Here is a 26,305-nt window from a genome sequence, read left to right as displayed (position 1 = left end):
AACCCGCATTTAGCCTGCGGGTTTTCACATTGCTTTTAACTAAAAGCAATCTCAATACACAAACAAGGGTTAGTTGATTTGTGGGTCTAACTCACCAGCTTGGTAAGCTTTGTACATCGCCTGTAGCGACTTAGGCTTGATCTTAGAACCCATACCCGCACAACCAAACGCTTCGTAACGAGTAGTACAAATGTCAGCCATAGCTTCCATCGATGCTTTAAGGAACTTACGAGGGTCAAACTCAGTTGGGTTCTCAGCTAGGAACTTACGTACTGCGCCAGTAGATGCTAGACGTAGGTCGGTATCGATGTTCACTTTACGTACACCGTGCTTGATACCTTCAACGATTTCTTCTAGTGGTACACCGTAAGTTTCAGGGATCGCACCGCCATACTGGTTGATGATTTCTAACCACTCTTGTGGCACTGAAGATGAACCGTGCATTACAAGGTGAGTGTTAGGAATACGTGCGTGGATTTCCTTGATGCGGTCGATACGTAGCACGTCACCGGTAGGCTTACGGCTGAACTTGTATGCACCGTGGCTAGTACCAATAGCAATCGCTAGTGCGTCTACGTGAGTATCAGCAACAAAGCGCGCAGCTTCTTCAGGGGTAGTTAGCAGTTGATCGTGGCTAAGTACGCCTTCTGCGCCAACACCGTCTTCTTCACCTGCCATACCCGTTTCTAGGCTACCTAGACAACCGATTTCACCTTCAACCGACACACCACAAGCGTGCGCGAAAGCAACTGTACGACGCGTTACGTCTACGTTGTACTCATAAGATGCTGGCGTTTTACCGTCAGCCATTAGTGAGCCGTCCATCATAACTGATGACATACCAAGCTGGATTGAACGCTGACAAATGTCAGGGTCGGTACCATGGTCTTGGTGAATACATACAGGGATATCTGGGTACTGCTCAAGCGCCGCGTTCATAAGGTATTTAAGGAACTGAGGGCGCGCATACTTACGTGCACCAGCTGATGCTTGTACGATTACCGGGCTGTCAGTCGCTTCAGCTGCTTGCATAATTGCACGCATTTGCTCAAGGTTGTTAACGTTAAACGCAGGAACGCCGTAACCATGCTCAGCAGCATGATCAAGCATTTGTCGTAGAGAGATAAGAGCCATTTTTTTCTCCAATAATAGGGTGATTTCTCACCTAGGTCGCTATCGCTTGGATTGATTTTTATATCGATTTAGCGCTTAAAGCGTTAAGTTCCCCTCACCCTTTAAGCGGCTAATCGACGGTTTTTATTTAATTATTATAATTTTGTACTCGTAGCACAGGGTCTATTGACCTTTACTGATTAGATTTTGTTCGATTTTAAAAGCACTTTAATCGCGGCGTGAGCGATGACGTCTAGTCACCTACACGAACTCGCTCGCAACAAAGAGTAAAGTGCTTTTAAACGAACCTTTCAGGCAGCGCTTGTTGTCATTTCTACTGCGTTAACGACTTATCATGTGGAACAACCACACATCAAAGTCGTTGCCTTGTATAAATTTCCAACAAGCTGCTGCAAAAATAATCTTGAAAGGTCAACAGACCCTAGTTGCCACGTTGTTCTAGCATTGCTACTGCTGGTAACTCTTTGCCTTCTAGGAATTCTAGGAAAGCGCCGCCACCAGTAGAAATGTAGGAAACTTTGTCAGCGATATCATATTTATCTACCGCTGCTAGGGTGTCACCACCGCCTGCAATTGAGAACGCACTTGAGTCTGCAATCGCTTGAGCGATGCGCTTAGTACCTTCACCAAATTGGTCAAATTCAAATACACCAACTGGGCCATTCCAAACTACTGTGCCAGCGGCTTCAATGATTTTAGCCAGTGCTTCAGCGCTATCTGGGCCAATGTCGAAAATCATGTCTTCGTCAGCAACCTCAGTCACGCTCTTAAGCGTTGCGTCAGCCGTTGGGCTAAACTCACCAGCAACCACAACATCTGTAGGTACAGGGATGTCACCGCCGCGGCTTTGTGCATTGGCCACTAAGCGTTTTGCTTCATCAACTAGATCGGCTTCAAATAAAGACTTACCCACTTTATGACCTGCCGCCGCAACGAAGGTATTGGCAATACCGCCACCAACCACTAACTGGTCAACCTTAGTTGATAGGCTTTCAAGTACCGTAAGCTTAGTCGATACCTTTGAGCCACCCACAATCGCTACCATAGGGCGCGCTGGGTTATCTAGTGCTTTGCCTAATGCCGCTAACTCACCAGCTAGTAATGGGCCAGCACATGCAACTGGTGCGTGTAGACCAACACCATGAGTCGATGCTTGCGCGCGGTGCGCGGTGCCAAAGGCATCCATTACGTATACGTCACAAAGTGCGGCTAATTTTTTAGCTAGTGCTTCGTCGTTTTTCTTCTCACCTACGTTGAAACGTACGTTTTCAAAAACAACCACTTCGCCAACATTTGCTTCAACACCCTCTAGGTATTCACTCGCTAATGTCACTGGGCAATCAAGGGCATCATTTAGGTAGTCAACGACTGGCTGCATTGAGAACTCAGCATTGAACTCACCCTCAGTTGGGCGGCCTAGGTGCGACATCACCATCACTGCAGCGCCTTTTTCTAACGCTAGCTTGATGGTTGGTAGTGATGCGCGTAAACGTGCATCACTGGTGACCTTGCCGTCACTCACAGGTACGTTTAGATCTTCACGAATAAGCACGCGCTTATTTTGCAGATCTAAGTCACTCATATTGATAATTGCCATAATTAGCCTTTCCTTCGTAGTTTTAAAATAAAGCTTTTATAACAAAGCGCCGACGTAACGAAGGCGCTTTGTTTTGAATTCATTTTCTATTGGGCTGCTCGTTTAGCTTGGATCATCGCCAAGCTGGTGTCTAACATTCGATTGGCAAAGCCCCACTCGTTGTCACACCATAATAATAGTTTCACCAAATGCCCAGCGCTAACACGGGTTTGGGTACCATCAACCACACTTGAACGTGGGTCATGGTTAAAGTCACACGATACTAGCGGCGCATCTGTGTAACCTAAAATACCGTTAAAGCGGCCATAAGACGCCAGCTCTAAAACGCTGTTTACTTTTTCAATATCGACCTGTTTATCAAGGGTTACTGACAAGTCAATCGCGGTAACATTAATGGTCGGCACTCTTACCGAAATCGCCTCAAACATGTCTTGCATGTGCGGCAAAATGCGCTCAATACCACGGGCAAGTTTAGTATCTACTGGAATAATTGACTGCCCAGCTGCACGGGTGCGGCGCAAGTCATCATGATAGGCGTCAATTACCTGCTGATCGTTCATTGAAGAGTGGATAGTGGTAATCGCACCACTTTTAACCCCAAAGTGCTCATCTAAAATGCTTAGCACTGGTACCACACAGTTAGTGGTACATGAGGCGTTAGACACCACGGTATGCTCAGCTTTGAGTAAGTCATGATTCACGCCATAAACGATAGTGCCATCGACATCGCTTGAAGATGGGTGGCTTACAAGCACTTGTTTTGCCCCCGCTTGAACGTGAGCTTCACAGTCACTGCGCGAGGCGAGCGCGCCAGAGGCTTCATAAACAATATCAATATCTAGCTTGTGCCAAGGCAGTTTGCTGGCATCTGCTTCATTGAACAGTTCAATGACGTCATCGCCAATCACGAGATTATTGTCTTTGAGCTTAACCGGCGTTTGAAAACGGCCATGAGTGGTGTCGTACTGGGTAAGGTGGCAAATAGCTTCAGGCTTTGCCAACTCATTGATAGCGACAATTTGAATTTGATGACGCAACCCCGACTCATACAAAGCGCGGAGAATAGAGCGGCCTATACGACCATAACCATTAATTGCGACCCGGATCATTCACGTTCCATCAAGTGAGTAAAAATGCAGATAAAAAAACGACCAGCATTTGCATGCTGGCCGCTATTATACAGACTAACGCTAAATTTGCATCAAGCTGTCGCTAACAAAATAAGGCTTTTAGCGATTATTTAGCTTGGCAATTAACCTAGGCTTTTAACCGTATTTACTACGTTTTCAACAGTAAAGCCGAAGTGCTTCATTAGCTCGCCGCCTGGAGCAGACTCACCAAAGGTGGTCATACCGACAACCGCGCCATTAAAGCCAACGTACTTGTACCAGAAATCAACGTGCGCCGCTTCAATCGCCACGCGCTTAGTTACTGCAGCAGGAAGTACAGACTCTTTGTAAGCCGCATCTTGCTTGTCGAATACGTTAGTTGATGGCATAGAAACCACACGTACTTTTTGACCTTGTGCAGTCAGCTCTTTGGCTGAGTCTAGTGCTAGTTGCACTTCAGAACCTGTTGCAATCAAGATTAGGTCAGCTGTGCCTTCACAATCAGCAATCACGTATGCACCTTTAGCTACGTTTGCTAGTTGCTCACCGCTGCGTTGCTGCGCAGGCAAACCTTGACGGCTAAATACTAAAGACGTTGGTGCTTTGCGGTTTTCAATCGCTGCTTTCCAAGCAACAGCAGTTTCAGCTGCGTCACATGGGCGCCATACAGTCATGTTTGGCGTCATACGTAGGTTAGCTAGCTGCTCAACCGGTTGGTGAGTTGGGCCATCTTCACCTTGACCAATAGAGTCATGGGTGTATACGAAGATGTTTTGTAGACCCATAAGCGCCGACATACGTACTGCGTTACGCGCGTACTCCATGAACATCATGAAAGTAGCACCATAGTTGATGAAACCGCCATGTAGTGAGATACCGTTCATGATACCGCTCATACCGAATTCACGTACACCGTGGAAGATGTAGTTACCGGCAGGGTCATCTTGAATACCTTTAGAGCCAGACCAAAGCGTTAGGTTAGAACCTGCAAGGTCAGCCGAGCCACCTAGTAGTTCAGGTAAGATAGCACCGAAGGTGCCAATAGCATTTTGTGATGCTTTACGGCTCGCAATGGCTTCGCCTTTTTCCTGACACTCTTGAATGAAGGCATTAGCTTTTGCTTCAAATTCAGCTGGCAGTTCACCAGTCACTACACGGCGCTTGTATTCAGCCGCTTCTGCTGGGTACGCAGCTTCATAAGCAGCAAACTTGTCATTCCAAGCGCTTTCTGCAGTGTTACCTGCATCTTTTGCATCCCAACCCGCGTATACGTTTTCTGGGATTTCAAATGCGTCATGATTCCAACCTAGGAACTCACGTGCCGCTGCGATTTCAGCATCACCTAATGGTGCGCCGTGACAGTCGTGGCTACCTGATTTGTTTGGTGAACCAAAACCAATAGTCGTTTTACAGCAGATCATCGTTGGCTTGTTAGTTACAGATTTCGCCTGCGCAATCGCTTTAGCAATCGCATCGCTGTCGTGACCATCAACGTTAGCAATTACGTGCCAGCCGTAAGATTCAAAACGCTTAGGCGTGTCGTCAGTGAACCAACCTTCTACTTCACCGTCGATAGAAATACCATTGTCGTCCCAGAAAGCAATCAGCTTACCAAGACCTAAAGTACCTGCTAAAGAACAAGCTTCATGCGAGATACCTTCCATCAAACAGCCATCACCTAGGAAGCAATATGTGAAGTGGTCAACAATATCGTGGCCTGGCTTGTTAAACTGTGCTGCTAGTGTTTTCTCAGCAATCGCCATACCAACAGCGTTACTGATACCAGCGCCTAGTGGGCCTGTAGTGGTTTCAACACCTGGGGTGTAACCATACTCAGGGTGACCTGGCGTTTTAGAGTGCAACTGACGGAAGTTTTTAAGCTCTTCAATTGGCAGTGCGTAGCCAGTTAGGTGCAGTAGAGAGTAGATAAGCATCGAACCGTGGCCGTTCGATAAGATAAAGCGGTCACGATCAACCCACTCAGGGTTGTTTGGGTTGTGCTTTAAGAAGTCGTTCCATAGCACTTCGGCAATATCAGCCATCCCCATTGGAGCGCCTGGGTGACCAGAGTTTGCCTTTTGTACGGCATCCATAGTCAGAGCGCGGATAGCGTTTGCGAGTTCTTTACGAGATGACATGCTCTCTCCTGCTTGAATTGAGGTATTTTCTTTAGCACTAGAGAAAGGACTCCGACATGCGCGGCGATCCTTTCGCTATAGCAATTTTCGGGGGCATATTTTCGCCTAAATGCCCTAGTGGACGCAAATTTAAATTTGCCTAATTGGGAAATTTTCACCTAGTTTGTTGAGTTAGCTAACCTTTATCTACGATTTGTCGCCACTAATGCGCACAAACCTCAATAAGATTAACCGTAAGCAGCTCAATTACCGGTTAGCTTCGACTAATTGCAACATATTTTGCTCAGTCAGTCGGTAGCTGCGCATACTCAAATAAACGCCAATGCCACACACTGCTGAAACTAACGTGAAGATCAGCACGATACCGTGCAGTGCATGCGGGGTTTGCTCAGCATTAGCAACATAGCCAAAGTAGCTTAATAGCCAACCTACGGTTGCTCCGCCTATGGCGAGACCAAACTTAATTGCCAGCAAATGGGCTGAGTAGCTCATACCCATGATCCGCCGGCCTGTATTGAGCGCGCCGTAGTCCGCTGTATCTGGCACCATAGAGAACATTAGTGGCACCACAATCATTTGTGAGAACTGTGCAATCATCATTAATGCAAAACAAAGCAACAGCTGATCGGCTGGCACAAAATACATCAGCGCATGGAACACTATGATGCCTAGCGTCCCCCAATGAAATAGCTTTACTTTACATACTCGCTGACTCAACCACATGGTCGCCAACGCACCCGCTAACGAGGCCAACATTCCCGAGGTGATAAAGGTGCTGACTAAGTCTTCACGACCTAAAAAGTAAGTCACATAATAGGGCGCAACCGCGCCACGCATCGACACCAGCACTAACAAGAAAAACGCTGCACCCAGTAACATTAAAAACTGCTCGTTATGTCTAAGTGACGCGAGATCTTGCCACATACTGGCAGTAACTTGACTGCGGCTAGTATTTTGCTCAGTACGCTCTTTGGTAAAGGCAAAGCAAACTAGAAAGCACACAACAGCAAAGGCAGATAACACGCCTAGCGCCATAGTAAAGCCATAAGCTTCATCACCATTGCCAAAGTATTCAACCATAGGTAAGGTCAACGCCGTGACGATTGCGCCGCCAGTCATCGCCAGTGCAAACCGATAAGACTGAATCGAGGCGCGCTCTTTAGGGTCATCTGACAACACACCACCCAAGGCCGCATAAGGAATATTGATAACGGTATAAACTGTCATCAAGGCTGCGTAAGTTACATAGGCATAAACTAACTTGGTATTCTCTGATAGATCAGGCGTGCTAAAAGCAAGCACGGCCAAAATGGCATAAGGAATTGAACAATACAGTAAGTAAGGACGATAGCGACCAAAGCGAGAGCGGGTGCGATCAGCAAGCCCACCCATCACAGGATCGGTCACGGCATCTAGCATGCGCACGGCTAACATTAAAGTACCTGCAGCCGCAGCGGAAATGCCAAATACGTCGGTGTAGAAGAACACCATAAAATTGACGACAACCTGAAATACAATATTGCTGGCGGTGTCCCCTAGGCCATAAGCAACCTTTTCTCTGACAGTTAGCATTGGTATACCTTTGTTATTGTTTTTTTAGATACTGTGCACCGCTATGCGTGATCTTCTTGATAACTGAAGTAATCAAACTCGGCTTCGAAATCACGCCCAGTTAAATCCTGACAACACATGCCAACAAAGGCGCCGGTAAAGTTCGCTCCCTCACCTTTTCCTGCTTCATCGCTAATAATGCTGTAGTCAAGCTTAGCGACGCTGTGCCATGTATTCCCATCAAGCGAGTAGGCAAACTCTAGCTGCATTCCCGCAACCACGGCTTTCAGGTGTATTTTCGCGCCGCGCTCAATGGCAATGCGGTCATCAAAAATAGGGAAGTGTGCGCTTAAGCTTTGATCGCCCAGACAACTCATCACATCAAGGTGAAAGCCAAGTTGCTCATCAAAAGACAAATACAGATAATGGAATTTATGGCTGTTGTAGTAACACACTAACCCCGCCTGCTGCTGAAAACTGTCAGGGTAAAAGCTAACGCAGGTTTGCGCGGTAAAATTAAAGTGCTGCTGACGTCTTGCGATCAAGGCTTGCTCAAAACTGTTACCTAGCGACTGCTTGCCTTTTAAGATGAGTTTGCTATCTGCAATACGGTAGAAATTCTCAGGATAAGGCGTTCTCAGCCATTGAAAAGCTTGCGGCAGTTGCGAGCCACTGAAATCTTCATAGTGCGAATAGTCACGTGCAGGCGAGCTAGTTAGCCCAGGCGGCGTGAGCTGAGCTAACTGCCCTTCGCTGGCAAGTCTAAACCAACCATCATCTGTGTAACGAATGGCTTCTATGGCTGACTCGCGCCCCAGTGGGCTGCGGCCGTTGGCCAGTGGCCTTGAGGTGAGGTGCACTAAATACCAGTTGCCCTGCTCATCTTGCACTATGTCGCCATGGCCGTTGCGCTGCAGCGGATGGTGCGCCGCATCTTTTGAGGTCACGATATGGTCATTAGGGTCTAACTCGTAAGGGCCAAAAATGCTTTTTGAGCGAGCCATAGTACAGGCATGATTGTAGCCAGTGCCCCCCTCTGCGGTGAGCAAATAGTAATAGCCATTGTGACGGTACAAATGCGGCCCTTCAGTAAAGCCAAGCTCACTGCCTTTAAAAATGAGTTTGCGCTCACCAACCAAGGCTTTAGCTTGTTCATCGTATTGCTGCAATACAATGCCGCCAAAGAAGGTGCGATCTGGGCGGTGATCCCAAATCATGTTCAGCAACCATTTTTTACCATCGTCATCGTGAAACAAAGATGGGTCAAAACCACTGCTATTTAAATAAACTGGCTCACTCCATTCACCATCAATGGTGTCGCAACAGGTAAGGTAGTTTGGCGTGTCTTTAAAATTACCATCAAAGCGTTTTACGTCAGTGTAAATCAGGTAAAACTTGCCATTGTCATAACTTAAGCATGGAGCCCAAACCCCGCATGAGTCTGGTGCGCCGCGCATATCTAATAGTGCGGCGCGATTGAGTGGCCGAGCAACCAGTTGCCAGTTAACCAAATCAGTCGAATGATAGATTTGTACACCCGGATACCATTCAAATGTAGACACAGCGACATAATAATCCTCGCCCACACGCACTATGCTTGGGTCAGGGTGAAAACCGGGCAAAATAGGATTAACCATCGCTGTTGTCCTTAAAGTGAATAAACCTAATCAATAAATCTAATTGGTAATAACGCCCAATGTTACCGCTAACATTGAACTTCAAACAACATATTGCACAAATAACATTTCGTCAACATCTTTGTGGTGAAGATAATCGGTTTGAGCTTTTGAGCACATAGAAATACAGGTACAAAAAAAGCAGCCTTCGCTGCTTTTTATCTCTATGTTACAGATGCTTAACTGAGTCTCGCTGCATTAACTGAAACTCAATCACATGGCGCAGATCTGACAAGCGCTGACTTGGCGGCAAAGTAAGTTGCCCAGAAGTAAGCAAATCAATGGCTTGCTCAGCCATCTCAGTAATGGGTTGGCGAATTGTAGTGAGATGCGGCCAAATGGTGGTCGCCAGAGGTGTATCATCAAACCCCACCACACTGAGCTTTTCTGGTACGGGTAAACTCAATGAATTTGCCACCGACACCACAGCGGCTGCCATATCATCATTACTGGCAAAAATCGCGGTCGGTCGTAAATCTTGTTTCAGCATATTCTCAGCTGCCTGCAAACCTGATTTAAAGCTAAATTGCCCTTGCTCGATAAAACTTGGCGGAACAGCAAGTTGCGCTGAGCGCATCGCATCTAAAAAGCCTTGATACCTCAAGCGACTGGCACCTAGGTTTTGATGGCCAACAATAAAGCCAATCTGTTGATGCCCCTGATCAATGAGGTGGTTTGTCATGTCGAATGCTGCTTGATAGTCATCCATACATACAAAGGGTGACACTTCTAAATTGGCATCAGGTGACACGCGCACATAGGGCACCTTCAACTCATCAAGTAATGCTAGTACCTGTAAGTTATTACAAAATGGCGGTAACAATATCACCCCATCTACACGGGTTTGTTCAACTAAGTCACGGGTAATTTGTAGCTTTTCTTGCTCACTACCTTGGCACTCATCAACCACTAGGTGATAACCACGTTGACGACAGCTCTTTAACGCGGATAACAAAAACTGGCTAACATAACCCTCACTGGGGTTTTCATACAGCAGGCCTATAAAATACGATTTTGAGCTAGCCAGGCGTCTGGCAGAAATATTAGGCAAATAATTCAGTGATGCTGCAGCTTTTTGCACTTTCTCACGGGTTTTATCGCTCACCTTAGCGTCATTGTTCAACACGCGTGACACCGTCATTTTTGACACGCCCGCTAATTGGGCCACATCCTGGATGGTACTTTTGGTTTTCGCTGAAGCCATATTGTTATCTCAATCGATTTCCTTGATTGAATAAATGAATTATTCGATGTTACAAGGCAACAAGAGTAACCCTTGTAACATCATATTGTAAGAAAAAGTTTTACTCGCATTATCAAAATAGAAAATAACCATTAACAATCAACAAAATAGCGTAAACACACACAGTAATTCATTTTGATTTAGGGTTTAGATTTGGCCGTATTTCTATTTGAAAACCCATCCCACCAGTAACACATAATTAACATTAGACTTGCTATTGCAATAAATCCACTGCTAAATTGTTACCGCTAACAAGAAATTTTTAAATAAAAAATATCGAAGTGAAAAATATCGAAGTGAAAAATATCGAAGCGAAAAGTGTCGATGTAAGAAAAGCGCATGATGCACTGATTTAAGTGATCGTTGCTTTTACAATCATGGCAATAACAAGGGGATACCATGCTAACCAAGTTACAGCTTACTGGATTGATAGGATGTTTACTGACAGTCTCGACAAGTTGCGCAAGCACTAAGCCAATTGATGTGGGTAGTAATCATGCAGACAAAACTAATGTCGCCAGTGCTGTTAACGATACGGCTAAAGCGGCTTTGCTACCCGCGCACACTAAACTATTGCCCGCCGACAATAAGCTGCTACTTTTTGTCGGCCAAGACTCAGACACGATTGCCCAGTATCAACAAGCGATCCCGCAAGACAAATTAGAAGGCGTGACCTTGTACACCACGCTCAAAACCGCTGATGCCAACATAGCGCTGCCGGCGGTTTATCAAAGCGCTGATTGGAATTCTGGCGAAGTATCATTTAGCAAAACACTCAGTAAAGCACCTAAGGCAGCGTTAGCCATTGGTCTTGCGTTCGATAGCTGTAACGACGTTAACCACAGCGAGAATATTGCATCAGGCGCCTATGATGCCTCAATCGCTAAGCTTGCTGACTACCTCACAAGCCTTGCCCCAAGACAAGTGTTTTTACGCATTGGCTACGAGTTTGACGGCCCATGGAACTGCTATTCACCTAGCAGCTATAAGCAAGCCTTTAAACGTGTTGCCAGTCACCTCAATAAGCGCAACCTAGATAATGTAGCCACCGTATGGCAAAGCGCAGCCTGGCCAGATCCAACGATAGCTGGCGACAATAGGGCGCAATACAGCTTTAACAACAAAAACCATTTAAATGATTGGTATCCAGGCGATGAGTATGTTGACTGGATTGGTGTGTCGGTGTTCTACCGCGACCTAAAGCAATGGGCATACACTCCGCCATATACCCCCGACTTTGCTCAGCAACAAATCTTGCAGTTCGCCCGTCACAAACAAAAACCTATTTTGATTGCAGAGGCTGCGCCGCAAGCCTACCGAACGGGCGCTCTGACCCACAGCTATATTCAGAAAAACACCCAAAAACCAATAAGCGCCGAGCAGCTTTGGCAAGACTGGTATCAACCCCTATTCGACTTTATCTACGCCAACCAAGACGTAATACGAGCACTTGCCTATATCAATACCCACTGGGAAACCCAAGGTATGTGGCACTGCGCCGAGGATGCCAGTCCACCCAATGATGACTGCCGCAACGGTAACTGGGGCGACTCGCGCGTTCAAGCAAATCCATACATACAGCAAAAATGGTTAGAACAAATCAGTAATCCACAAAAGTGGATTCAAGCCGAATAACAAGGGGACAGTGATGGATATCCAACAATTAGTCGCGCAGTTTCAACGTGATGGTTATTTAGTGCTAGATAACTTTTTTGATAAACAACTGATGCAAGACTGCAATGAAGCGATCCTCGATCATTTTGGTATGAGCCCAGAATTCTTACATAACGATGAGTTTCTCAGCCAAGCTGATACCGAGGTTATCCCCTGGTTTCCTGAGCGTGAAGGCGTAGCCCTGTTTAGCGAAGTTAATCGCCACGCTTTGCTGAGTGAATTGACCAAAGCCATACTCGGCGACGACTGGTATTCCCAATACTCCATGGTGATGTTTTCCAAACAAGGCACTAAAGGCCAGGCCTGGCACCAAGACTGCCCACCAGAAAACCCTGAGCAATTTAATTTGAATCGCTTGGTTTACACCATGGATATTAGCGAGCACACAGGCGGACTGACTCAAGTCATGCCAGGCAGCCATAAAGCCGGATTATTACCAAGCAATGCGCAACCTATGTCCGAGGATGATGTGGTCACCTTAACGCCTAAGGCCGGCACTCTAGTGTTGCTGCACGGCCACTGCTGGCATAAGGTCACACCTGTCACTGGCAAGTACCGCGTGTCGACTAATTACCGCAGCGCGCCTCAGGGAACCCCAGAAGACATCACTGACATATGCGTTTATCGCAATATGCGTTACCGCTTTTCCACCAGCGAAACGATTGAGGTTAGAGGTTAGTACCGAAAACAAAGCCAATGTCATTCACAGCCTGAATCGACTGCTCTGAACTACCCTCCCCTCAAAAACATAAGCCCAGACGAGTTTACTCACTCATCTGGGCTTATTGCATCAATGCCTAGATACTATTCAGTTCAAACCTAGCGCATACTTAACCAGAAACCTAACACAAACACAGCGCGCGCATTTCAGCAATTCGTTGCTGAAATGCCAGCGTATCCTCAGGAGTCACCACAGCGCAGGTGAGCTTACCTTGCAGGATTTCATCGGTAACAGCAGCAATTTCATACTCAAAGCCGTGGCCTTGATGAGGCGCACTGAACTCTTCGAGACATTCATCAATCTGATATAGTGCACATTCACTGGCGCGAAAGAAGTCAGGAATAACAATATAGCCTTGCTCACCAATCAGATAAGCCTTATTACCTAAACGACATTTAAATGATGTACCTAGCATCGCTTTGACATCCCCGAAGCGCTGCAAACTGCATACATCATCTTCAACGCCATTTTGCGCCAATGTACTGTCCACTTGCAGCGATTGCGGTGCTTGTTTGCAAAATAGGTGGGTGAGCGCGATAGGATAAATGCCCATTTCAAACAAAGCGCCGCCTGCTAGATTAACATCATACTCGCGGCGTCTAGGGTGATACTCAATAGGGTAACCAAAATCAGCTTTAATATGGCGTAACTTACCAATACGCCCTTGCTCGACCCAAGCTTTCGCTTTTTGAATTGCTGGCAAAAAGTAGGTCCACATGCCTTCCATCAAATAGACTTGCTCACGCTGTGCTAGCTCAAATAAAGTCTGCGCTTCAAGGGGCGATATGGTAAATGGCTTTTCACATAATACTGATTTTCCTGCCAAAATTGCCGCCTTAGCTTGCTCAAAGTGCAAGTTATGGGGCGTGGCAATGTACACGGCATCCAATTTAGGATCGTCAAGCAACTGCTCGTAACTGCCATAGGCCTGCTCTGCTTGATAGTCAGCAGCAAAGGCTTGCGCTCGACTAAGTTCGCGCGCGGCGATGGCATATAGATGAGCGTTATCGACTAAGGCTATATCTGCAGCAAACTGCTGGGCAATGCGCCCTGCTCCAATAATTCCCCAATTTAGTTGTTTCATATTTATTCCTTAGGCGTAAGCCTGCTCGCGAGTCAACCGTTGCTCTAACTGCTCCAATGATACGCCGCGTGTCTCAGGTAAGATTCGGCTTACAAGTAACAAACCCACTAAGGCAAAACCTGCATATATTGCAAAGGTGACACTGGCACCGAGATACTCAAGCTGCCATGGAAATAACAGCTGCACGATATAACTGACGACACTATTAATCACGCCAACCACGGCAATCCCTAACGCACGAATATTATTGGGAAAAATCTCTGACAGCAGCACCCACATTACAGGTCCAAGAGAAATGGCAAATGAAGCAACAAAACCTAAAATCCCCCCAAGGATCAGCCTCGGGTCGTATTGTGCTTGTGAGAAACCGTAAGCACAGACCGACATGCTCACAGTCACCCCAATTAAGCCTATTATCATCAGGGGTTTACGACCTAAACGGTCTATCAATAACATAGCGATGATAGTAAACACCAAGTTGACTACACCGACCATCGCGGCTTGAGCAAACGCTGCATCTTTACCAATACCGGTTTGCTCAAAAATAGTAGGCGCATAGAAGTACACCGCATTGATACCAGTGATCTGCTGAATAATGCCCACCAGCAAACCTATGGTTAATACCATGCGCATTTTGCTGCTAAACACCTTAGACAACCCCAACTTTAACGGTAGTTGCTCACTACATTGACTGGCGCTGATCTCTTGCCACTGACGCTGAGCCTCCTCTGGCTGCATCATCCTGGCTAGGATTTGTTTCGCTTCTTTTGGACGGTTATTTAACACTAGCCACCTTGGGCTACGCGGCACAAAGGCAAGCAAACACGCGTAGATAATGGCAGGCACGGCTTCAATACCTAACATCCAGCGCCAAATGTGCTGTTTAAAGTTAACTAAATCAAGTAGGTAAACATCCACTTGAGCCAGCTTAAGTATGAAGTAGTTAGCAAAATAGGCGGCGCTAAAACCAATCATAATATTGAGCTGATTAAGGGAAACAAAACGCCCACGTTTGGCCGCAGGAGAGATCTCGGCAATATACAAGGGCCCTAAAATTAATGACGCAAAGGCTAAACCGCCAATAAAGCGAGCAAGCACTAACATGCTGTAGCTAAAAGCAAAGGCGGATAGCAGCGCTGAGATGGAATATAAGATGGCAATGATGATCAACACAGGTTTGCGCCCTAAGCGATCGCTAAAATACCCTGCGCCAAAGTTTGCCAAAATCGCCCCGAGTGTCGGTGCACTAACTACAAAGCCTTGCTGCCAACTGGTTAAATTAAACTCTTGCTCGACAAAGCCAATCACCCCTGAGATAACAGAGGCGTCAAAGCCAAAGATAAACCCACCCAATGACACAACAAATGCAATGACCCAGCTAGACGAAAGTTTGTCCGTCATCCTTGCCTCCTAATCTAACCTGAACTAGCAGCCTGATTTACAGATAAAAAAACCGTTAAACGAGTTAACGGCTAAGGAAAAATGTACAACTTGGTCAAAATGCTGGCTATAGGGCCTGCTGACCTTTCAAGATTATTTTTGCAGCTGCTTGTTGGAAATTTATACAAGGCAACGACTTTGATGTGTGGTTGTTCCACATGATAAGTCGTTAACACAGTAGAAATGACAACAAGCGCTGCCGGAACGATTCGTTTAAAAGCACTTTACTCATTGTTGCAAGCGAGTTTGTTTAGGTGACTAGACATCATCGCTCGCGCCGCGATTAAAGTGCTTTTAATTCGAACAAATTCTAATCAGCAAAGATCAACAGGCCCTAATCATGCCAGCATTTTTACTTACATCACCTTCAAATCATGATACTGACAATATCTAGCGACCTACCTAGTTTGAGGATTGTCAGTACCATGTGACGGAACGTGCAATTAGAAAATGATACGGTTAACGTAATTTTCTAAACGTTCCTGCTCTCCACTAACTGGTTGCGGATCAAGCTTGCTAGCAGTGGCGTAGTCTTTTAAACCTGCCAAATCGACTTTACCAGACAAGATACGCTGCCCAAGCTCACCATCCCAATTGGCATAACGGCTAGCTACATTGCGTGACAAGCTGCCTTCTTCAAACATATCAGCCGCTTTTAATAGCGCCACGGCAATGGTATCCATGCCACCAATATGCCCATGGAATAGATCATTTGGGTTAATGCTTTGACGACGAATTTTAGTGTCGAAGTTGAAGCCACCATTGGTAAAGCCACCGCCCTTAAGGATCTCATGCATGATCAGGGTCATTTCTTCCACGCTATTTGGGAACTGATCCGTATCCCAACCCAGCTGTGGATCACCACGGTTAGCGTCAATTGAGCCAAACACGTCAAGTGCAAAGGCATTGGCAATTTCATGATGGAATGAGTGGCCAGCGAGTGTGGCATGGTTTGCTTCAATGTTGACTTTAAACTCTTTCTCAAGCCCGTACTGACATAAGAAGCCGTGCACAGTTGCCGTGTCATAGTCATACTGATGTTTAGTTGGCTCTTGCGGCTTTGGCTCAATCAACAAGTCACCGGTAAAACCAATTTTGTGTTTGTGCTCCACCACCATTGCTAGGAAGCGGGCAAACTGCTGGCGCTCTTTTTTAAGGTCTGTGTTAAGTAGTGTTTCATAGCCTTCACGGCCGCCCCACAGTACATAGTTTTCGCCGCCTAGGCGCTTGGTTGCATCCAGCGCCGTACACACTTGAGTTGCACCATAAGCAAAGACTTCAGGATCTGGGTTAGTTGCGCCACCCGACATATAACGCTTGTTGCTAAACAGATTCGCAGTGCCCCAAAGAAGCTTCATTCCGGTTTGCTCTTGTTTATGAGCTAGCACCTCTTCCATCGCCGCGAAGTTAGCCAAATACTCACTAATTGAGTTACCTTCATGCGCAACATCCACATCATGGAAACAGTAATAAGGCACACCAAGTTTGCTAAAGAACTCAAAAGCCACATCGGCTTTTTGCTTGGCACGCTCTAGCGCATCACCAGATTCCAACCATGGCCTGTCAAAGGTATTAGCACCAAAAATATCGAAACCATTCCAGCAGAAGTTATGCCAGTAACATGCGGCAAAACGCAGATGCTCTTTCATGGTTTTGCCAAGCACCACACGGTTTTCGTCATAGTAACGGAACGCTAACGGATTAGTTGATTCAGGGCCTTCGTATCGAATTTTGTCAATCCCAGTAAAAAATTCGCTCATTGTTTCCTCCAGGTAATCTTATCTGCGGTGCTGCGCCGCACCTTGTTATTCGTTAAAGTAAATCTTTGGTTCGCTGATATAGCTCGCTGAACTTAATTCGGCGTAATTGGTGACGTTCATAGCGCGTTTGATCAGCTTGATATTCACCAAGCAGCGTTGGTACTGGACACACATCATCGATGCTGGCGTCAGTAACAGCTAACTGAGCTAACCTTGCTGCGCCTAGCGCTGGGCCAACGTCACCGCTTTCTCGGTACACTAGGTTTTGCCCCAAAATATCGGCAAGCATTTGTCGCCATAGCGGACTTTTAGCCCCGCCACCAATCAGCGATACCTCAGCTGGCATCACGCCTGAGTCATGTAATTTGTCGGCTCCGTCGGCAAAGGCATATCCCACGCCTTCAAGTACGGCCTTGGTCAAGTCTGCACGGCTAGTGCTATGGCTCATGCCAAAAAACATGCCTTTTGCGTAAGGATTGTTGTGGGGAGTGCGCTCACCACTTAAATAAGGCAAGAACATCACTTCATCACTAAGAGGTTGTTTGTGCGCCTGTAGCTCAAGTAATAAATCAGCCACTGAAGTTGCAGTTAACTGGGCTAACCAGCTAAGGCATGAGGCAGCGCTCAATACCACAGACATAAGATGCCAGGTGTTTGGCAGCGCATGACAAAAACTGTGCACGGCTTGATCTGGGTTAGCGTGGTAACCATCAGACACCGCAAAGTACACCCCTGAAGTACCTAGCGATAACATCGCCTGTTCTGGTTTGATGATGCCAACACCAATAGCACCAGCAGCGTTATCTCCTGCACCTGCAACCAGCGGCACCGATTTAATGCCCCAACGCTGAGCAAGCTCAGTCTTGAGGAAACCGGTAATTTCACTGCCTTCATATAGCTTTGGCATGTGCTCGCGACTCAGGCCTGTCGCCGCTAGCAGCTCATCACTCCAGTCACGCTTGGCAACGTCTGTCCATACTGTGCCTGTCGCATCAGATAGGTCTGAGGCAAATTCACCAGTTAGCTCATAACGTAAATAATCTTTTGGCAGTAATACCTTATCCACTTGTTCAAACACTGCCGGCTCAAATTGTTTGGTCCACAGCAGCTTTGGTGCAGTAAAACCAGGCATCACCTGATTACCGCAAATCTGTCTGGCGTTAGGGACTAATTGCTCTATTTGCTGACACTGCTCAGCGCTGCGACCGTCGTTCCACAAAATAGCTGGACGAAGTACTTTGCCCTGAGTGTCTAACAAGGTTGCACCATGCATTTGCCCTGATAAGCCAATTGCCTGAAGACCATCGAGTGCTTTGTCGTATGCCAGCTTGTCCATCGCCTGATACAGGCCGTCAACCCAGCTTTGTGGTGATTGCTCAGACCAAAGCGCTTGAGGACGAGACACCTCTAACGCAACGCTCTTTGTTGCTGTGACACGCCCAGTGTCACCCATCACAATCAGTTTGATACAAGAGGTACCTAAATCGATTCCTAAAAACACGTCAGCTCCTTACACCGATGCAACCGTAACATTGATTTAACACTAAACTAGCACACAGATGTTACCGGTAACAACAAAATGTTATACTTTTTTTTTGGAATGATAATTAGCAAGGAAAAGCCAATAAAAAGCCACTCCAACCTTGGCCGGAGCGGCTTTGTAGCATTAGCTCATGACTTAGAAGCTACCTCGAACACCGAAGCTGAATCGGGGGCCAAATGACTGTGCGCTAACAAGTTGATTCTCAAAACGGCCATGCATACGCAGTGACTCATCAGTAAGATTCAAACCTTCAACAAACACAGTGAAGTTGTCGTTGATGTCGTAACTCACATTGGCATCTAGCTGGCCGTACTCTTCAGTGAAAATCGGCTCATCAGGCGCACGGAGTTGATCTGTGCTCGATAAGAACTTATCACGCCAGTTGTAGGCCAAACGTGCCTGGAAGCCGTAGTTTTCATAAAAGGCAACCAGGTTCGCAGAGTCACTCAAACCGGTAAGCGCGGTTTGGCGCTCGGTTTTATAAATGTCGTACTCAATATCACCATTTACATAAGTGAAGTTAGCTTGTACACCAAAGCCGGTATCATCAAACAGGTGCTGCACTGCAATCTCGAAACCGTCAACTTCTGCAGACTCGCGGTTAACCGGTGTCGTGATCTGCCAATCAATAATTGGTGAATTAGGTACGTTAGTGCCATCACAAGCTGGTACATCTTCACCATTTGCATTACAACCTGCTGCCGCTAAATCGCCTTGGCTAGGGTCGGTGTACGCGACACCATCAGCGTTGTATAACGGACCTGAGGTGGTTTCGTTAGCAATATAGTTATCAACCCACTTTTTAAAGTAACCAATCGAGGCATAGCTACCCGGCGCGTAGTACCACTCTAGCGACAGGTCTAAGTTGTCAGAGACATAAGGCTTCAGGTTCGCGTTACCTTGGTAAGCTAGGTAAGGACCGTTTGGGCGAGAGTTAGCTAGACTCACCGCTGGGCGCAGCGCCGTTAAGTCATTACGGGTTAAACTACGACCAGCCGAGAAACGCGCAATCACGTCATCATACACTTCTATACTGGCATCCAGATTTGGTAAGAAGTAGGCGTAATCACCATCAATTGTGGTTTCACCATATACAGGTACATCATCAAACTGTGAACGTAGCTCAGTTAAGCTTACGTAACGCAGTGCATAAGGTGTTACCTGATTCGTGGTACCCGTCACATCGGTTTGTTCATAACGCACGCCAGTCACAACATTTAGCGGCATGCCGTTAAAATCAGATTGGAAGTTAAACTGTACATACGCTGAAGTCGTCGCCTCGTTTACTTTGTTGTAAACCTCAGGGTTAAAGCTAAAGCCTGCTTGCTCAAGCTCTGAATACATCTTAGCGACATCCCACTGGTAGAAGTGGCTAAATAGCGATTGATGCCCTGAGAATGCACTGCCCACATCACCGCGCTCAACTAGCGTTAAATCATCAGCATTTGGCGTATAACCCGCAATACCAGTGAAATTCATGCGCCATGTGGTGTCGTACTGGAAGTCAACATAGCCTGCACCAAACTTGATGCTTGCCAGCGCGTCATCACTGTCGTTAACCCATTCAAAGTCAAGTTGATACTGATCAATGGTGTTTTCTACTTCGTTACCACGGCCAATGACCAAGTTGCCACGTACCACGCGAGGATCGTAAGGGTTGAGCCCTTCATACGGCGTGCCATGAGCATCATAAAGGTGGTGAATTAAACCATCGAAACCATGCTCCGCCATTTGTGCAGGGTCGTTTAAGATAGGCAGCTGCGTACCCTGACTGTAATCAAGGGTGAACTGGCCTGCATAACATTGGTCTGAAGTAGCACAGAAAAAATCTGCGTTAGTCAGTAAAATCGACTTTTCAGATAAATTGCCATCTGGCTGAGCATGCGACACAGAATGGTGATAATCAAAGTTGGCTTTTAGGTTGTCGCTTAGCTGCCAATCTAGGTTAAAACCAATTGAGTCGTTAAGGGTTTCTAGCTCATCGTAATAACCAATAAAGTCGGTACCACCAGCGCCATTGTGAATTTTGGCAATAGTACCATTGGCATCGGTTGCGCCTTGAACCCAGTTACCAATCCAGTGCGCGGTTTGGTAACGCTCTACCGTGTTTTGGTAGTCAGATAAGAAGTAATCAAGCGAAGCGACAATGTTGTCGTTTGGCGCAAACTGCACCACAAATTGCGCATTTTGACGCACACGTTCGTGGTTACTAAAGTCCATATTGAAGTTCTGCGGTAACCAAATGGTGCCATTTGGGTTAGTGCTAGCACTGTCATCAATTACATTGCCGCCACAGTTATCAATTGAGGTGGTAAAGCCAAGCTCACAGTTACCCGCCGTTTGACGTAACCAACCGTCTGACGCAATGATTTCTTGCCCGGAATCACGGCGAGAGTATGAGTAGGCTGCCAACAGACCTAACTTGCCGTCAAGAAATACATCACTCACCAAGCCAGAAAATTCAGGTGTGACGCTACTGCCCTTATCAACGGAAGTGTCTGCATTGCCTTTTACGCTAAATGCGGATTTGAACTCACCATAATCAAATGGTTTAGCGGTTTGAATATCGACCGTAGCACCAATACCGCCCGATGCGATATCAGCTTTAGCCGTTTTATAAATATTGACGCCAGTGACTGACTCTGAGGAGATTTGGTCAAAGTTGAAGCTACGGTTTTGTGTGCCACCCGCGCCTTCTTGCTTTGGCGAGTCAGCAAACGGCATGCTACGGCCATTTAAGGTCACCAAGTTAAAGCTTGGGCCAAAACCACGCACAGTAACCTGATTACCTTCACCGTTTTTACGATCAATCGACACACCAGTAACACGCTGAAGCGATTCAGCTAGGTTGGTATCTGGGAATTTACCCATATCTTCAGCAGAAATCGCATCAACTACACCATCAGATGTACGCTTGATATCTTGAGCGCGCGACAAACTACTACGAATACCCTTTACCGCAATCACTTCCATTGGCTCGTCAGCTTGAGCTTGATCGGTTGCATCTTGCGCATGTGCCATTGAAATCGTGCCTAAAGCAGACGCAACTGCAAGCGCAGCTATGCTAGGGCTTAGTCTTGTACTTTTTTTCATATCCCCCCCACAGGGCTAGGTCATTATTGAGTTTTTATGTTTTTTATCTCAACCGACATAATCTGAAAGCGTACATCAAAATCACTTTATAACACCAAATTGTTATCGGTAACATTTAGCTGTTACAAAAGTTAGCACCCAACAATTTGGTTTGCAACATTATTTAAACATGATTTTATTATGACAAGCGAAAAGCAAACCGAACACAAGAGATAACTCGCTGTTATAAATCATTTTTAAATTTAGTAGAAAATTAAAAGTTTGAATAAAGAAAAGGCAGTTTGGCAATCGTTCCCGTTAACAAAATAGCTAACACTTGCTTTGAAATGCAGAGCTTTTACTCCAAAAAACACTGACTAAATAGCTAGGGTCTGTTAGAGGAACAATAATACAGGGCTGAAGCGAAGGGGCTTTATTCATTGACCTGAGTTCAGGATAAGGAAGTGTCAATAACGCTCTAGAATGGTGCTATACCCAGCTTAATATTTCTAACGAGATAGTTTTGTTTAGTTCAAGGAAAAGCTACGCGTCAATCGCTAGTCTGTTGCAAGTATCTTTAACGCCCTCTTTTGCTAAGAGACGGACAAAAATAGCCGTTAGAAACCGATTTATTTTCCAGGGTTCAGGTTATTTACTATCCTGGGTTAAGGTTTATTAGCACCCAGTAACGCCTGTCCAAAACCATAATCACTGGATTAGTTGGCAACGCTTAAAAGCCAACCAATACTCGAAGACCACCTAGAGCTCTAAATCCAACCAACGCTCTAACCCCAACTAATGTCCAAGGCTGTAAACTAATAATTACCAAATTTAGCCATTTATCCACAAAGACAAAATTTACATTGTTTATTTTCTCGCACACTCACATTGATACGTCCCGTTAACAAAAACACTAACGCTTGTAGAACAAAGACTTATTCAGCCTGCTACTAAAACGCTGTTTTGGCTTAATTTAATTTTTATGCACCATTGCACAATTCTCAGGATTTATTCGTATAGAGGGGGTGTCATCATTGTTAAATTAATCTAGAATAGACGTCTAGATGTAGATACCTCTACACGTTCAAATGATTTAAAACGAGAATTTCCGACTATGGCAAAGCACTTGTTCACCTCTGAGTCTGTATCAGAAGGTCATCCAGATAAAATCGCCGATCAGATCTCTGATGCGGTACTAGACGCAATCCTTGAGCAAGATCCTAAAGCTCGCGTTGCGTGTGAAACATATGTCAAAACAGGCATGGTATTAGTGGGTGGCGAAGTGACCACTTCTGCTTGGGTTGATATCGAAGAAATTACCCGTAAAACCGTTCGCGAAATTGGCTACACCCACTCAGACATGGGCTTTGATGCTGACTCATGCGCTATTTTAAACGCGATTGGTAAACAGTCTCCAGACATCAACCAAGGTGTTGACCGTGCCGACCCAGCCGAGCAAGGCGCGGGTGACCAGGGTCTAATGTTTGGTTATGCAAGCAATGAAACTGATGTATTAATGCCTGCACCTATTACTTACGCTCACCAATTAGTGAAGCGTCAATCTGAAGTGCGCAAAGATGGCACACTTCCTTGGTTACGCCCAGATGCGAAAAGCCAGGTTACCTTTGCATATGATGAAGGTAAGATTGTGGGTATTGATGCAGTTGTGCTTTCAACTCAGCACAAAGAAGAAATCTCACAAGACGACTTAATCGAAGGCGTGATGGAAACCATCATCAAGCCAGTTTTACCATCTCAATGGTTAAACAAAGATACGAAGTTCTTCATCAACCCAACTGGCCGTTTCGTTATCGGTGGCCCTGTAGGTGACTGTGGTCTAACTGGTCGCAAGATTATTGTTGATACCTACGGCGGTATGGCACGTCACGGTGGTGGCGCATTCTCTGGTAAAGACCCATCAAAAGTTGACCGCAGTGCCGCATACGCAGCACGTTATGTTGCTAAGAACATTGTTGCAGCTGGTCTTGCTGATCGCTGTGAAATCCAAGTTTCTTACGCAATTGGTGTTGCTGAGCCAACATCTATCAGCATCGAAACTTTCGGTACTGGTAAGGTATCAGAAGCCATACTTATTAAGTTAGTACGTGAGCACTTCGAGCTACGTCCTTATGGTCTAACGGCTATGCTAGATCTTGCTCGTCCTATCTACCAAGAAACTGCAGCATACGGTCACTTTGGTCGTAACCAGTTCCCTTGGGAGAAAACTGACAAAGCTGAAATCCTACGCGCAGACGCAGGTCTATAAAGACCACTGCCTAGGATTAAAAAAACCGCCTGCATGGCGGTTTTTTTGTTGCTGAGTGATCTAGAGAGAGAAAACTATACCAGTAAGTGTGCGAATATATCGGGATTAGGCGGGAACTGGTGGAAATAGATGGAACAGCATATTAAAAGGTGTTTCAAATAGTGAAAACAGGCTCGCTGCTTAAAACTGGTTAAAATAACTCAGGTTGGCGGCGAGCTTTTTCTAGGTCTGTGATGGTTTTGACGATGCGGTAAACATGGGTCACGCTCACGTTAAACTCTTTTGCTAGCTCGACATGATTGTGGCCACGAAACTTAGCGTAGATTTTATGATGTGACAGGCTGACATCCAGGCTATCACCACGAGGAAAGTAGAACTGCTCACCGCCGAAGTCCTTGCGAACCTGGTCAACGGTTTCTTGAGCAACACGCGTGGCATCTTCTTGCTCTAACCCTTCTTTTATTAGCAACGCTTCGAGATTGCTGATCATCTCAACTAACAGTGCCGCCGAACGCTCTTTAGAACTCATTGATGCCTCCCGATTAAAGCTGGCCCCACTTATATATAAGTAGGGCCAATACCACTACTTATTTACAGCCTTGTTTTTGGTTGACGATACGATCGCCGCAAACGTCTCATGCAGCGCCAGCAAATCGCTATAGCCATCAGGAATGAGTAGACCATTGGCATAGCCCAAAAACTCCTCATAAGCTTCAGGTGTTAGCGCGCTTTCCTGGCTTAACTGCATCGCTAACTTGAAGTTGGCGCGGATTGCATCGGTCAACATACGCATGTGCCACTTTTTTAGCTGCTCAATCAGCGCATGAACCATACGCGGTGTTAGCCACTCAAGTTTGACCACAGGTTCACCAGCGTTCAGGCGCTTTGATTGACTTTGGCACCACTTATTCAAAGCCGCATCGCTACCATCTTTAAGGAAGCCACCACGGCTCATGCTGATCCAAACAGAGCGCAGCTTATCAAGCGGCGTTGGCTGCTTGTCCTTTGTCGCTTTAGCCTTAGTTGCTTTGAACTTAAAGCCTTTCGACTTCATGAACTCAAGCACGTTAGCTAAATCTGCAGTGGTCATATCTAGGCATGAAGCCTTGCCAGTTAAAGCTACACAATTTGCGCGATAGCTTTGATCATCCATCATCAGTTTGTTTTTACCGATATGGATCATCTTGATATACCATGACTTAGGTTTAGTCGGTTTAGCCATTCCAGCCTCCTTATAGCGCTGCAATATCAAGTGAGATAGGCTCCCAAGCGCTGTCGAGGTCACGGCGTTTGTAGAAGCGAATATAAGACTTGCTATCAGTCACCTGGATAGAATCAGCAATCGCTTTCATCGCTTTATCCCAGCGCGTATCGTCCATATCCAGCTTGCGCAAGCCCATAATGCGAGCGGTAGAAACCTTGCCCTCACTATCCACCTGGAATGCATGCTCAACCAAGGTGCGAATGCGATCGTTAGCGCCGTCCGACCAATCGTGGATGCACTCATCAATCAGTTGCTTAGCGACTTGCAAGCGCTCGTCAAAGCGCAGCTGCTCGCTCACGGCCAGCTGAATGCGCATGGTGCCGTCAAAATTGTGAAGTGTGATGTTGCCTTTCTTACCGCCAAGCTTGGTGTTGTATTCCTGGGCCGATAGCTCAACAAAGTCGTTGAATGCGGTCATCATTGACAGCTTGAAGTCGCGCAGCTCGTCTTGCTGCTCTTCAGCCAGTTTGATTAACCCAATTACCACTTCATCGCGGATTAAATCTAACGGTGCAATGTTGTCCATTGCCACTAAATTGCCTTTGGCGTCGCGCTTATAACCCTCAGGTACGTTATTCATTATTGTTTTCCTACTCGTCTAAAATTACTTTGAATGATTCGTCGCAGTGCATACAAACAATGTCATTGTTTGCTAACTCACTCCGTGTCACCTCTGTTTGTTCGTCACAGAACGGGCATGTTGCTGTAACATCAAAACTGCTTATTTCACCGTATTTCATATCTGCCCCTAATCAGCCTCATCTGCTTGAGTATCCTCGCCACAGAAAGGACAGTAGCGAGCAACCATAGATACTTCGTGATTAGTTTTGTTTGCTCGCGGTGTCCCATCTTTCTTCTTAAGGCGGTAGCTATATTTAATTTTTGGATTAACGGGTACGTGTTTCTTACCGTCTAGGAAGAATGACTGGTCTTTCCAATCAGCTTCAAACTCGGTAAATTCTCCGCTGATTCTGTCTTTTAAATGCTCTGTTACCCGAGCTAGGTTCTCGTCAAAACAGTTGCACATAACTCC

The 26,305-nt window shown here is 46.1% G+C and carries 19 protein-coding genes; 3 read left to right on the top strand and 16 right to left on the bottom strand.

Annotated elements, in window-relative coordinates; all coding sequences use genetic code 11:
• Positions 1 to 69: 69 nt before the first annotated feature.
• The 7 genes from fba to G3R49_RS12675 all read right to left on the bottom strand — a co-directional run bounded on the left by fba (position 70) and on the right by G3R49_RS12675 (position 10,409).
• Entirely contained in the window at positions 70 to 1,134 is a 1,065-nt protein-coding gene (fba, locus tag G3R49_RS12705; RefSeq protein WP_167869918.1) for a class II fructose-bisphosphate aldolase, read from the bottom strand.
• A 421-nt stretch (positions 1,135 to 1,555) separates the two neighbouring features.
• A complete protein-coding gene (locus G3R49_RS12700) occupies positions 1,556 to 2,731 on the bottom strand; it encodes a phosphoglycerate kinase (RefSeq protein ID WP_167869917.1) in 1,176 nt (391 codons plus the stop codon).
• A gap of 86 nt (positions 2,732 to 2,817) precedes the next feature.
• Positions 2,818 to 3,840 (bottom strand): erythrose-4-phosphate dehydrogenase, encoded by a 1,023-nt coding sequence (epd, locus tag G3R49_RS12695; protein WP_167869916.1) that lies wholly within the window; start codon positions 3,838 to 3,840, stop codon positions 2,818 to 2,820.
• A 143-nt stretch (positions 3,841 to 3,983) separates the two neighbouring features.
• Complete coding sequence (gene tkt, locus G3R49_RS12690) at positions 3,984 to 5,978, bottom strand: transketolase (RefSeq protein WP_130601001.1); 1,995 nt, start codon at positions 5,976 to 5,978, stop codon at positions 3,984 to 3,986.
• 246 nt (positions 5,979 to 6,224) lie between these two features.
• On the bottom strand, positions 6,225 to 7,550 hold the full coding sequence (locus tag G3R49_RS12685) for a glycoside-pentoside-hexuronide (GPH):cation symporter (RefSeq protein ID WP_167869915.1): 1,326 nt from the start codon (positions 7,548 to 7,550) through the stop codon (positions 6,225 to 6,227).
• Positions 7,551 to 7,591: 41 nt separating this feature from the next.
• Entirely contained in the window at positions 7,592 to 9,166 is a 1,575-nt protein-coding gene (locus tag G3R49_RS12680; RefSeq protein WP_167869914.1) for a glycoside hydrolase family 43 protein, read from the bottom strand.
• A 208-nt stretch (positions 9,167 to 9,374) separates the two neighbouring features.
• Positions 9,375 to 10,409 carry a LacI family DNA-binding transcriptional regulator gene (locus G3R49_RS12675; RefSeq protein WP_130600995.1) on the bottom strand — a complete coding sequence of 345 codons (1,035 nt, stop codon included), beginning with the start codon at positions 10,407 to 10,409 and terminating at the stop codon, positions 9,375 to 9,377.
• A gap of 438 nt (positions 10,410 to 10,847) precedes the next feature.
• On the opposite strand from G3R49_RS12675, the gene G3R49_RS12670 reads away from it, so the two are divergent.
• Both G3R49_RS12670 and G3R49_RS12665 read left to right on the top strand, forming a co-directional pair.
• Complete coding sequence (locus G3R49_RS12670; protein WP_167869913.1) at positions 10,848 to 12,083, top strand: glycoside hydrolase family 26 protein; 1,236 nt, start codon at positions 10,848 to 10,850, stop codon at positions 12,081 to 12,083.
• Between the two features lie 13 nt (positions 12,084 to 12,096).
• Entirely contained in the window at positions 12,097 to 12,801 is a 705-nt protein-coding gene (locus G3R49_RS12665) for a phytanoyl-CoA dioxygenase family protein (protein WP_167869912.1), read from the top strand.
• Between the two features lie 163 nt (positions 12,802 to 12,964).
• Here G3R49_RS12665 and G3R49_RS12660 read toward each other — a convergent pair whose 3' ends face one another.
• The 5 genes from G3R49_RS12660 to G3R49_RS12640 form a co-directional block, all read right to left on the bottom strand.
• On the bottom strand, positions 12,965 to 13,927 hold the full coding sequence (locus G3R49_RS12660; protein ID WP_167869911.1) for a Gfo/Idh/MocA family protein: 963 nt from the start codon (positions 13,925 to 13,927) through the stop codon (positions 12,965 to 12,967).
• 9 nt (positions 13,928 to 13,936) lie between these two features.
• A complete protein-coding gene (locus tag G3R49_RS12655) occupies positions 13,937 to 15,328 on the bottom strand; it encodes a sugar porter family MFS transporter (protein WP_130600987.1) in 1,392 nt (463 codons plus the stop codon).
• A 482-nt stretch (positions 15,329 to 15,810) separates the two neighbouring features.
• Positions 15,811 to 17,127 carry a xylose isomerase gene (gene xylA / locus G3R49_RS12650; RefSeq protein ID WP_167869910.1) on the bottom strand — a complete coding sequence of 439 codons (1,317 nt, stop codon included), beginning with the start codon at positions 17,125 to 17,127 and terminating at the stop codon, positions 15,811 to 15,813.
• A gap of 52 nt (positions 17,128 to 17,179) precedes the next feature.
• The gene (gene xylB / locus G3R49_RS12645) at positions 17,180 to 18,628 is read right to left on the bottom strand and encodes a xylulokinase (RefSeq protein WP_167869909.1); all 1,449 of its coding nucleotides are present in this window, start codon (positions 18,626 to 18,628) and stop codon (positions 17,180 to 17,182) included.
• A 177-nt stretch (positions 18,629 to 18,805) separates the two neighbouring features.
• The gene (locus G3R49_RS12640; RefSeq protein ID WP_167869908.1) at positions 18,806 to 21,763 is read right to left on the bottom strand and encodes a TonB-dependent receptor; all 2,958 of its coding nucleotides are present in this window, start codon (positions 21,761 to 21,763) and stop codon (positions 18,806 to 18,808) included.
• A 1,093-nt stretch (positions 21,764 to 22,856) separates the two neighbouring features.
• Between G3R49_RS12640 and metK the strand changes: the two genes are divergently transcribed.
• Positions 22,857 to 24,008 carry a methionine adenosyltransferase gene (metK, locus tag G3R49_RS12635; protein ID WP_167869907.1) on the top strand — a complete coding sequence of 384 codons (1,152 nt, stop codon included), beginning with the start codon at positions 22,857 to 22,859 and terminating at the stop codon, positions 24,006 to 24,008.
• 190 nt (positions 24,009 to 24,198) lie between these two features.
• Here metK and G3R49_RS12630 read toward each other — a convergent pair whose 3' ends face one another.
• The 4 genes from G3R49_RS12630 to G3R49_RS12615 form a co-directional block, all read right to left on the bottom strand.
• Entirely contained in the window at positions 24,199 to 24,537 is a 339-nt protein-coding gene (locus G3R49_RS12630) for a Mor transcription activator family protein (RefSeq protein WP_167869906.1), read from the bottom strand.
• A 54-nt stretch (positions 24,538 to 24,591) separates the two neighbouring features.
• The gene (locus tag G3R49_RS12625; protein ID WP_167869905.1) at positions 24,592 to 25,230 is read right to left on the bottom strand and encodes a gp16 family protein; all 639 of its coding nucleotides are present in this window, start codon (positions 25,228 to 25,230) and stop codon (positions 24,592 to 24,594) included.
• A 10-nt stretch (positions 25,231 to 25,240) separates the two neighbouring features.
• Positions 25,241 to 25,852, bottom strand: coding sequence for a DUF3164 family protein (locus G3R49_RS12620; protein ID WP_167869904.1), 612 nt, complete (start codon positions 25,850 to 25,852; stop codon positions 25,241 to 25,243).
• Between the two features lie 168 nt (positions 25,853 to 26,020).
• Positions 26,021 to 26,299, bottom strand: a complete 279-nt coding sequence (locus G3R49_RS12615) for a hypothetical protein (RefSeq protein ID WP_167869903.1) — start codon at positions 26,297 to 26,299, stop codon at positions 26,021 to 26,023.
• Positions 26,300 to 26,305: the final 6 nt, after the last annotated feature.

Source organism: Shewanella sp. WXL01, assembly GCF_012263345.1.
In the GTDB taxonomy this organism is placed as follows: domain Bacteria; phylum Pseudomonadota; class Gammaproteobacteria; order Enterobacterales; family Shewanellaceae; genus Shewanella; species Shewanella maritima.
The sequence above is the reverse complement of the archived record's forward strand: the minus strand, read 5'-3'. Positions and strand labels throughout refer to the sequence as shown.

Bases quoted from the DNA above. Each gene is read 5' to 3' on its own strand.
- metK (WP_167869907.1), top strand. From the start codon at position 22,857: ATGGCAAAGCACTTGTTCACCTCTGAGTCTGTATCAGAAGGTCATCCA.
- G3R49_RS12640 (WP_167869908.1), bottom strand. From the start codon at position 21,763: ATGAAAAAAAGTACAAGACTAAGCCCTAGCATAGCTGCGCTTGCAGTT.
- G3R49_RS12675 (WP_130600995.1), bottom strand. From the start codon at position 10,409: ATGGCTTCAGCGAAAACCAAAAGTACCATCCAGGATGTGGCCCAATTA.
- G3R49_RS12665 (WP_167869912.1), top strand. From the start codon at position 12,097: ATGGATATCCAACAATTAGTCGCGCAGTTTCAACGTGATGGTTATTTA.
- G3R49_RS12680 (WP_167869914.1), bottom strand. From the start codon at position 9,166: ATGGTTAATCCTATTTTGCCCGGTTTTCACCCTGACCCAAGCATAGTG.
- G3R49_RS12700 (WP_167869917.1), bottom strand. From the start codon at position 2,731: ATGGCAATTATCAATATGAGTGACTTAGATCTGCAAAATAAGCGCGTG.
- fba (WP_167869918.1), bottom strand. From the start codon at position 1,134: ATGGCTCTTATCTCTCTACGACAAATGCTTGATCATGCTGCTGAGCAT.
- G3R49_RS12620 (WP_167869904.1), bottom strand. From the start codon at position 25,852: ATGAATAACGTACCTGAGGGTTATAAGCGCGACGCCAAAGGCAATTTA.
- xylA (WP_167869910.1), bottom strand. From the start codon at position 17,127: ATGAGCGAATTTTTTACTGGGATTGACAAAATTCGATACGAAGGCCCT.
- G3R49_RS12670 (WP_167869913.1), top strand. From the start codon at position 10,848: ATGCTAACCAAGTTACAGCTTACTGGATTGATAGGATGTTTACTGACA.
- G3R49_RS12625 (WP_167869905.1), bottom strand. From the start codon at position 25,230: ATGGCTAAACCGACTAAACCTAAGTCATGGTATATCAAGATGATCCAT.
- G3R49_RS12615 (WP_167869903.1), bottom strand. From the start codon at position 26,299: ATGTGCAACTGTTTTGACGAGAACCTAGCTCGGGTAACAGAGCATTTA.
- G3R49_RS12655 (WP_130600987.1), bottom strand. From the start codon at position 15,328: ATGACGGACAAACTTTCGTCTAGCTGGGTCATTGCATTTGTTGTGTCA.
- G3R49_RS12630 (WP_167869906.1), bottom strand. From the start codon at position 24,537: ATGAGTTCTAAAGAGCGTTCGGCGGCACTGTTAGTTGAGATGATCAGC.
- G3R49_RS12685 (WP_167869915.1), bottom strand. From the start codon at position 7,550: ATGCTAACTGTCAGAGAAAAGGTTGCTTATGGCCTAGGGGACACCGCC.
- G3R49_RS12660 (WP_167869911.1), bottom strand. From the start codon at position 13,927: ATGAAACAACTAAATTGGGGAATTATTGGAGCAGGGCGCATTGCCCAG.
- tkt (WP_130601001.1), bottom strand. From the start codon at position 5,978: ATGTCATCTCGTAAAGAACTCGCAAACGCTATCCGCGCTCTGACTATG.
- epd (WP_167869916.1), bottom strand. From the start codon at position 3,840: ATGATCCGGGTCGCAATTAATGGTTATGGTCGTATAGGCCGCTCTATT.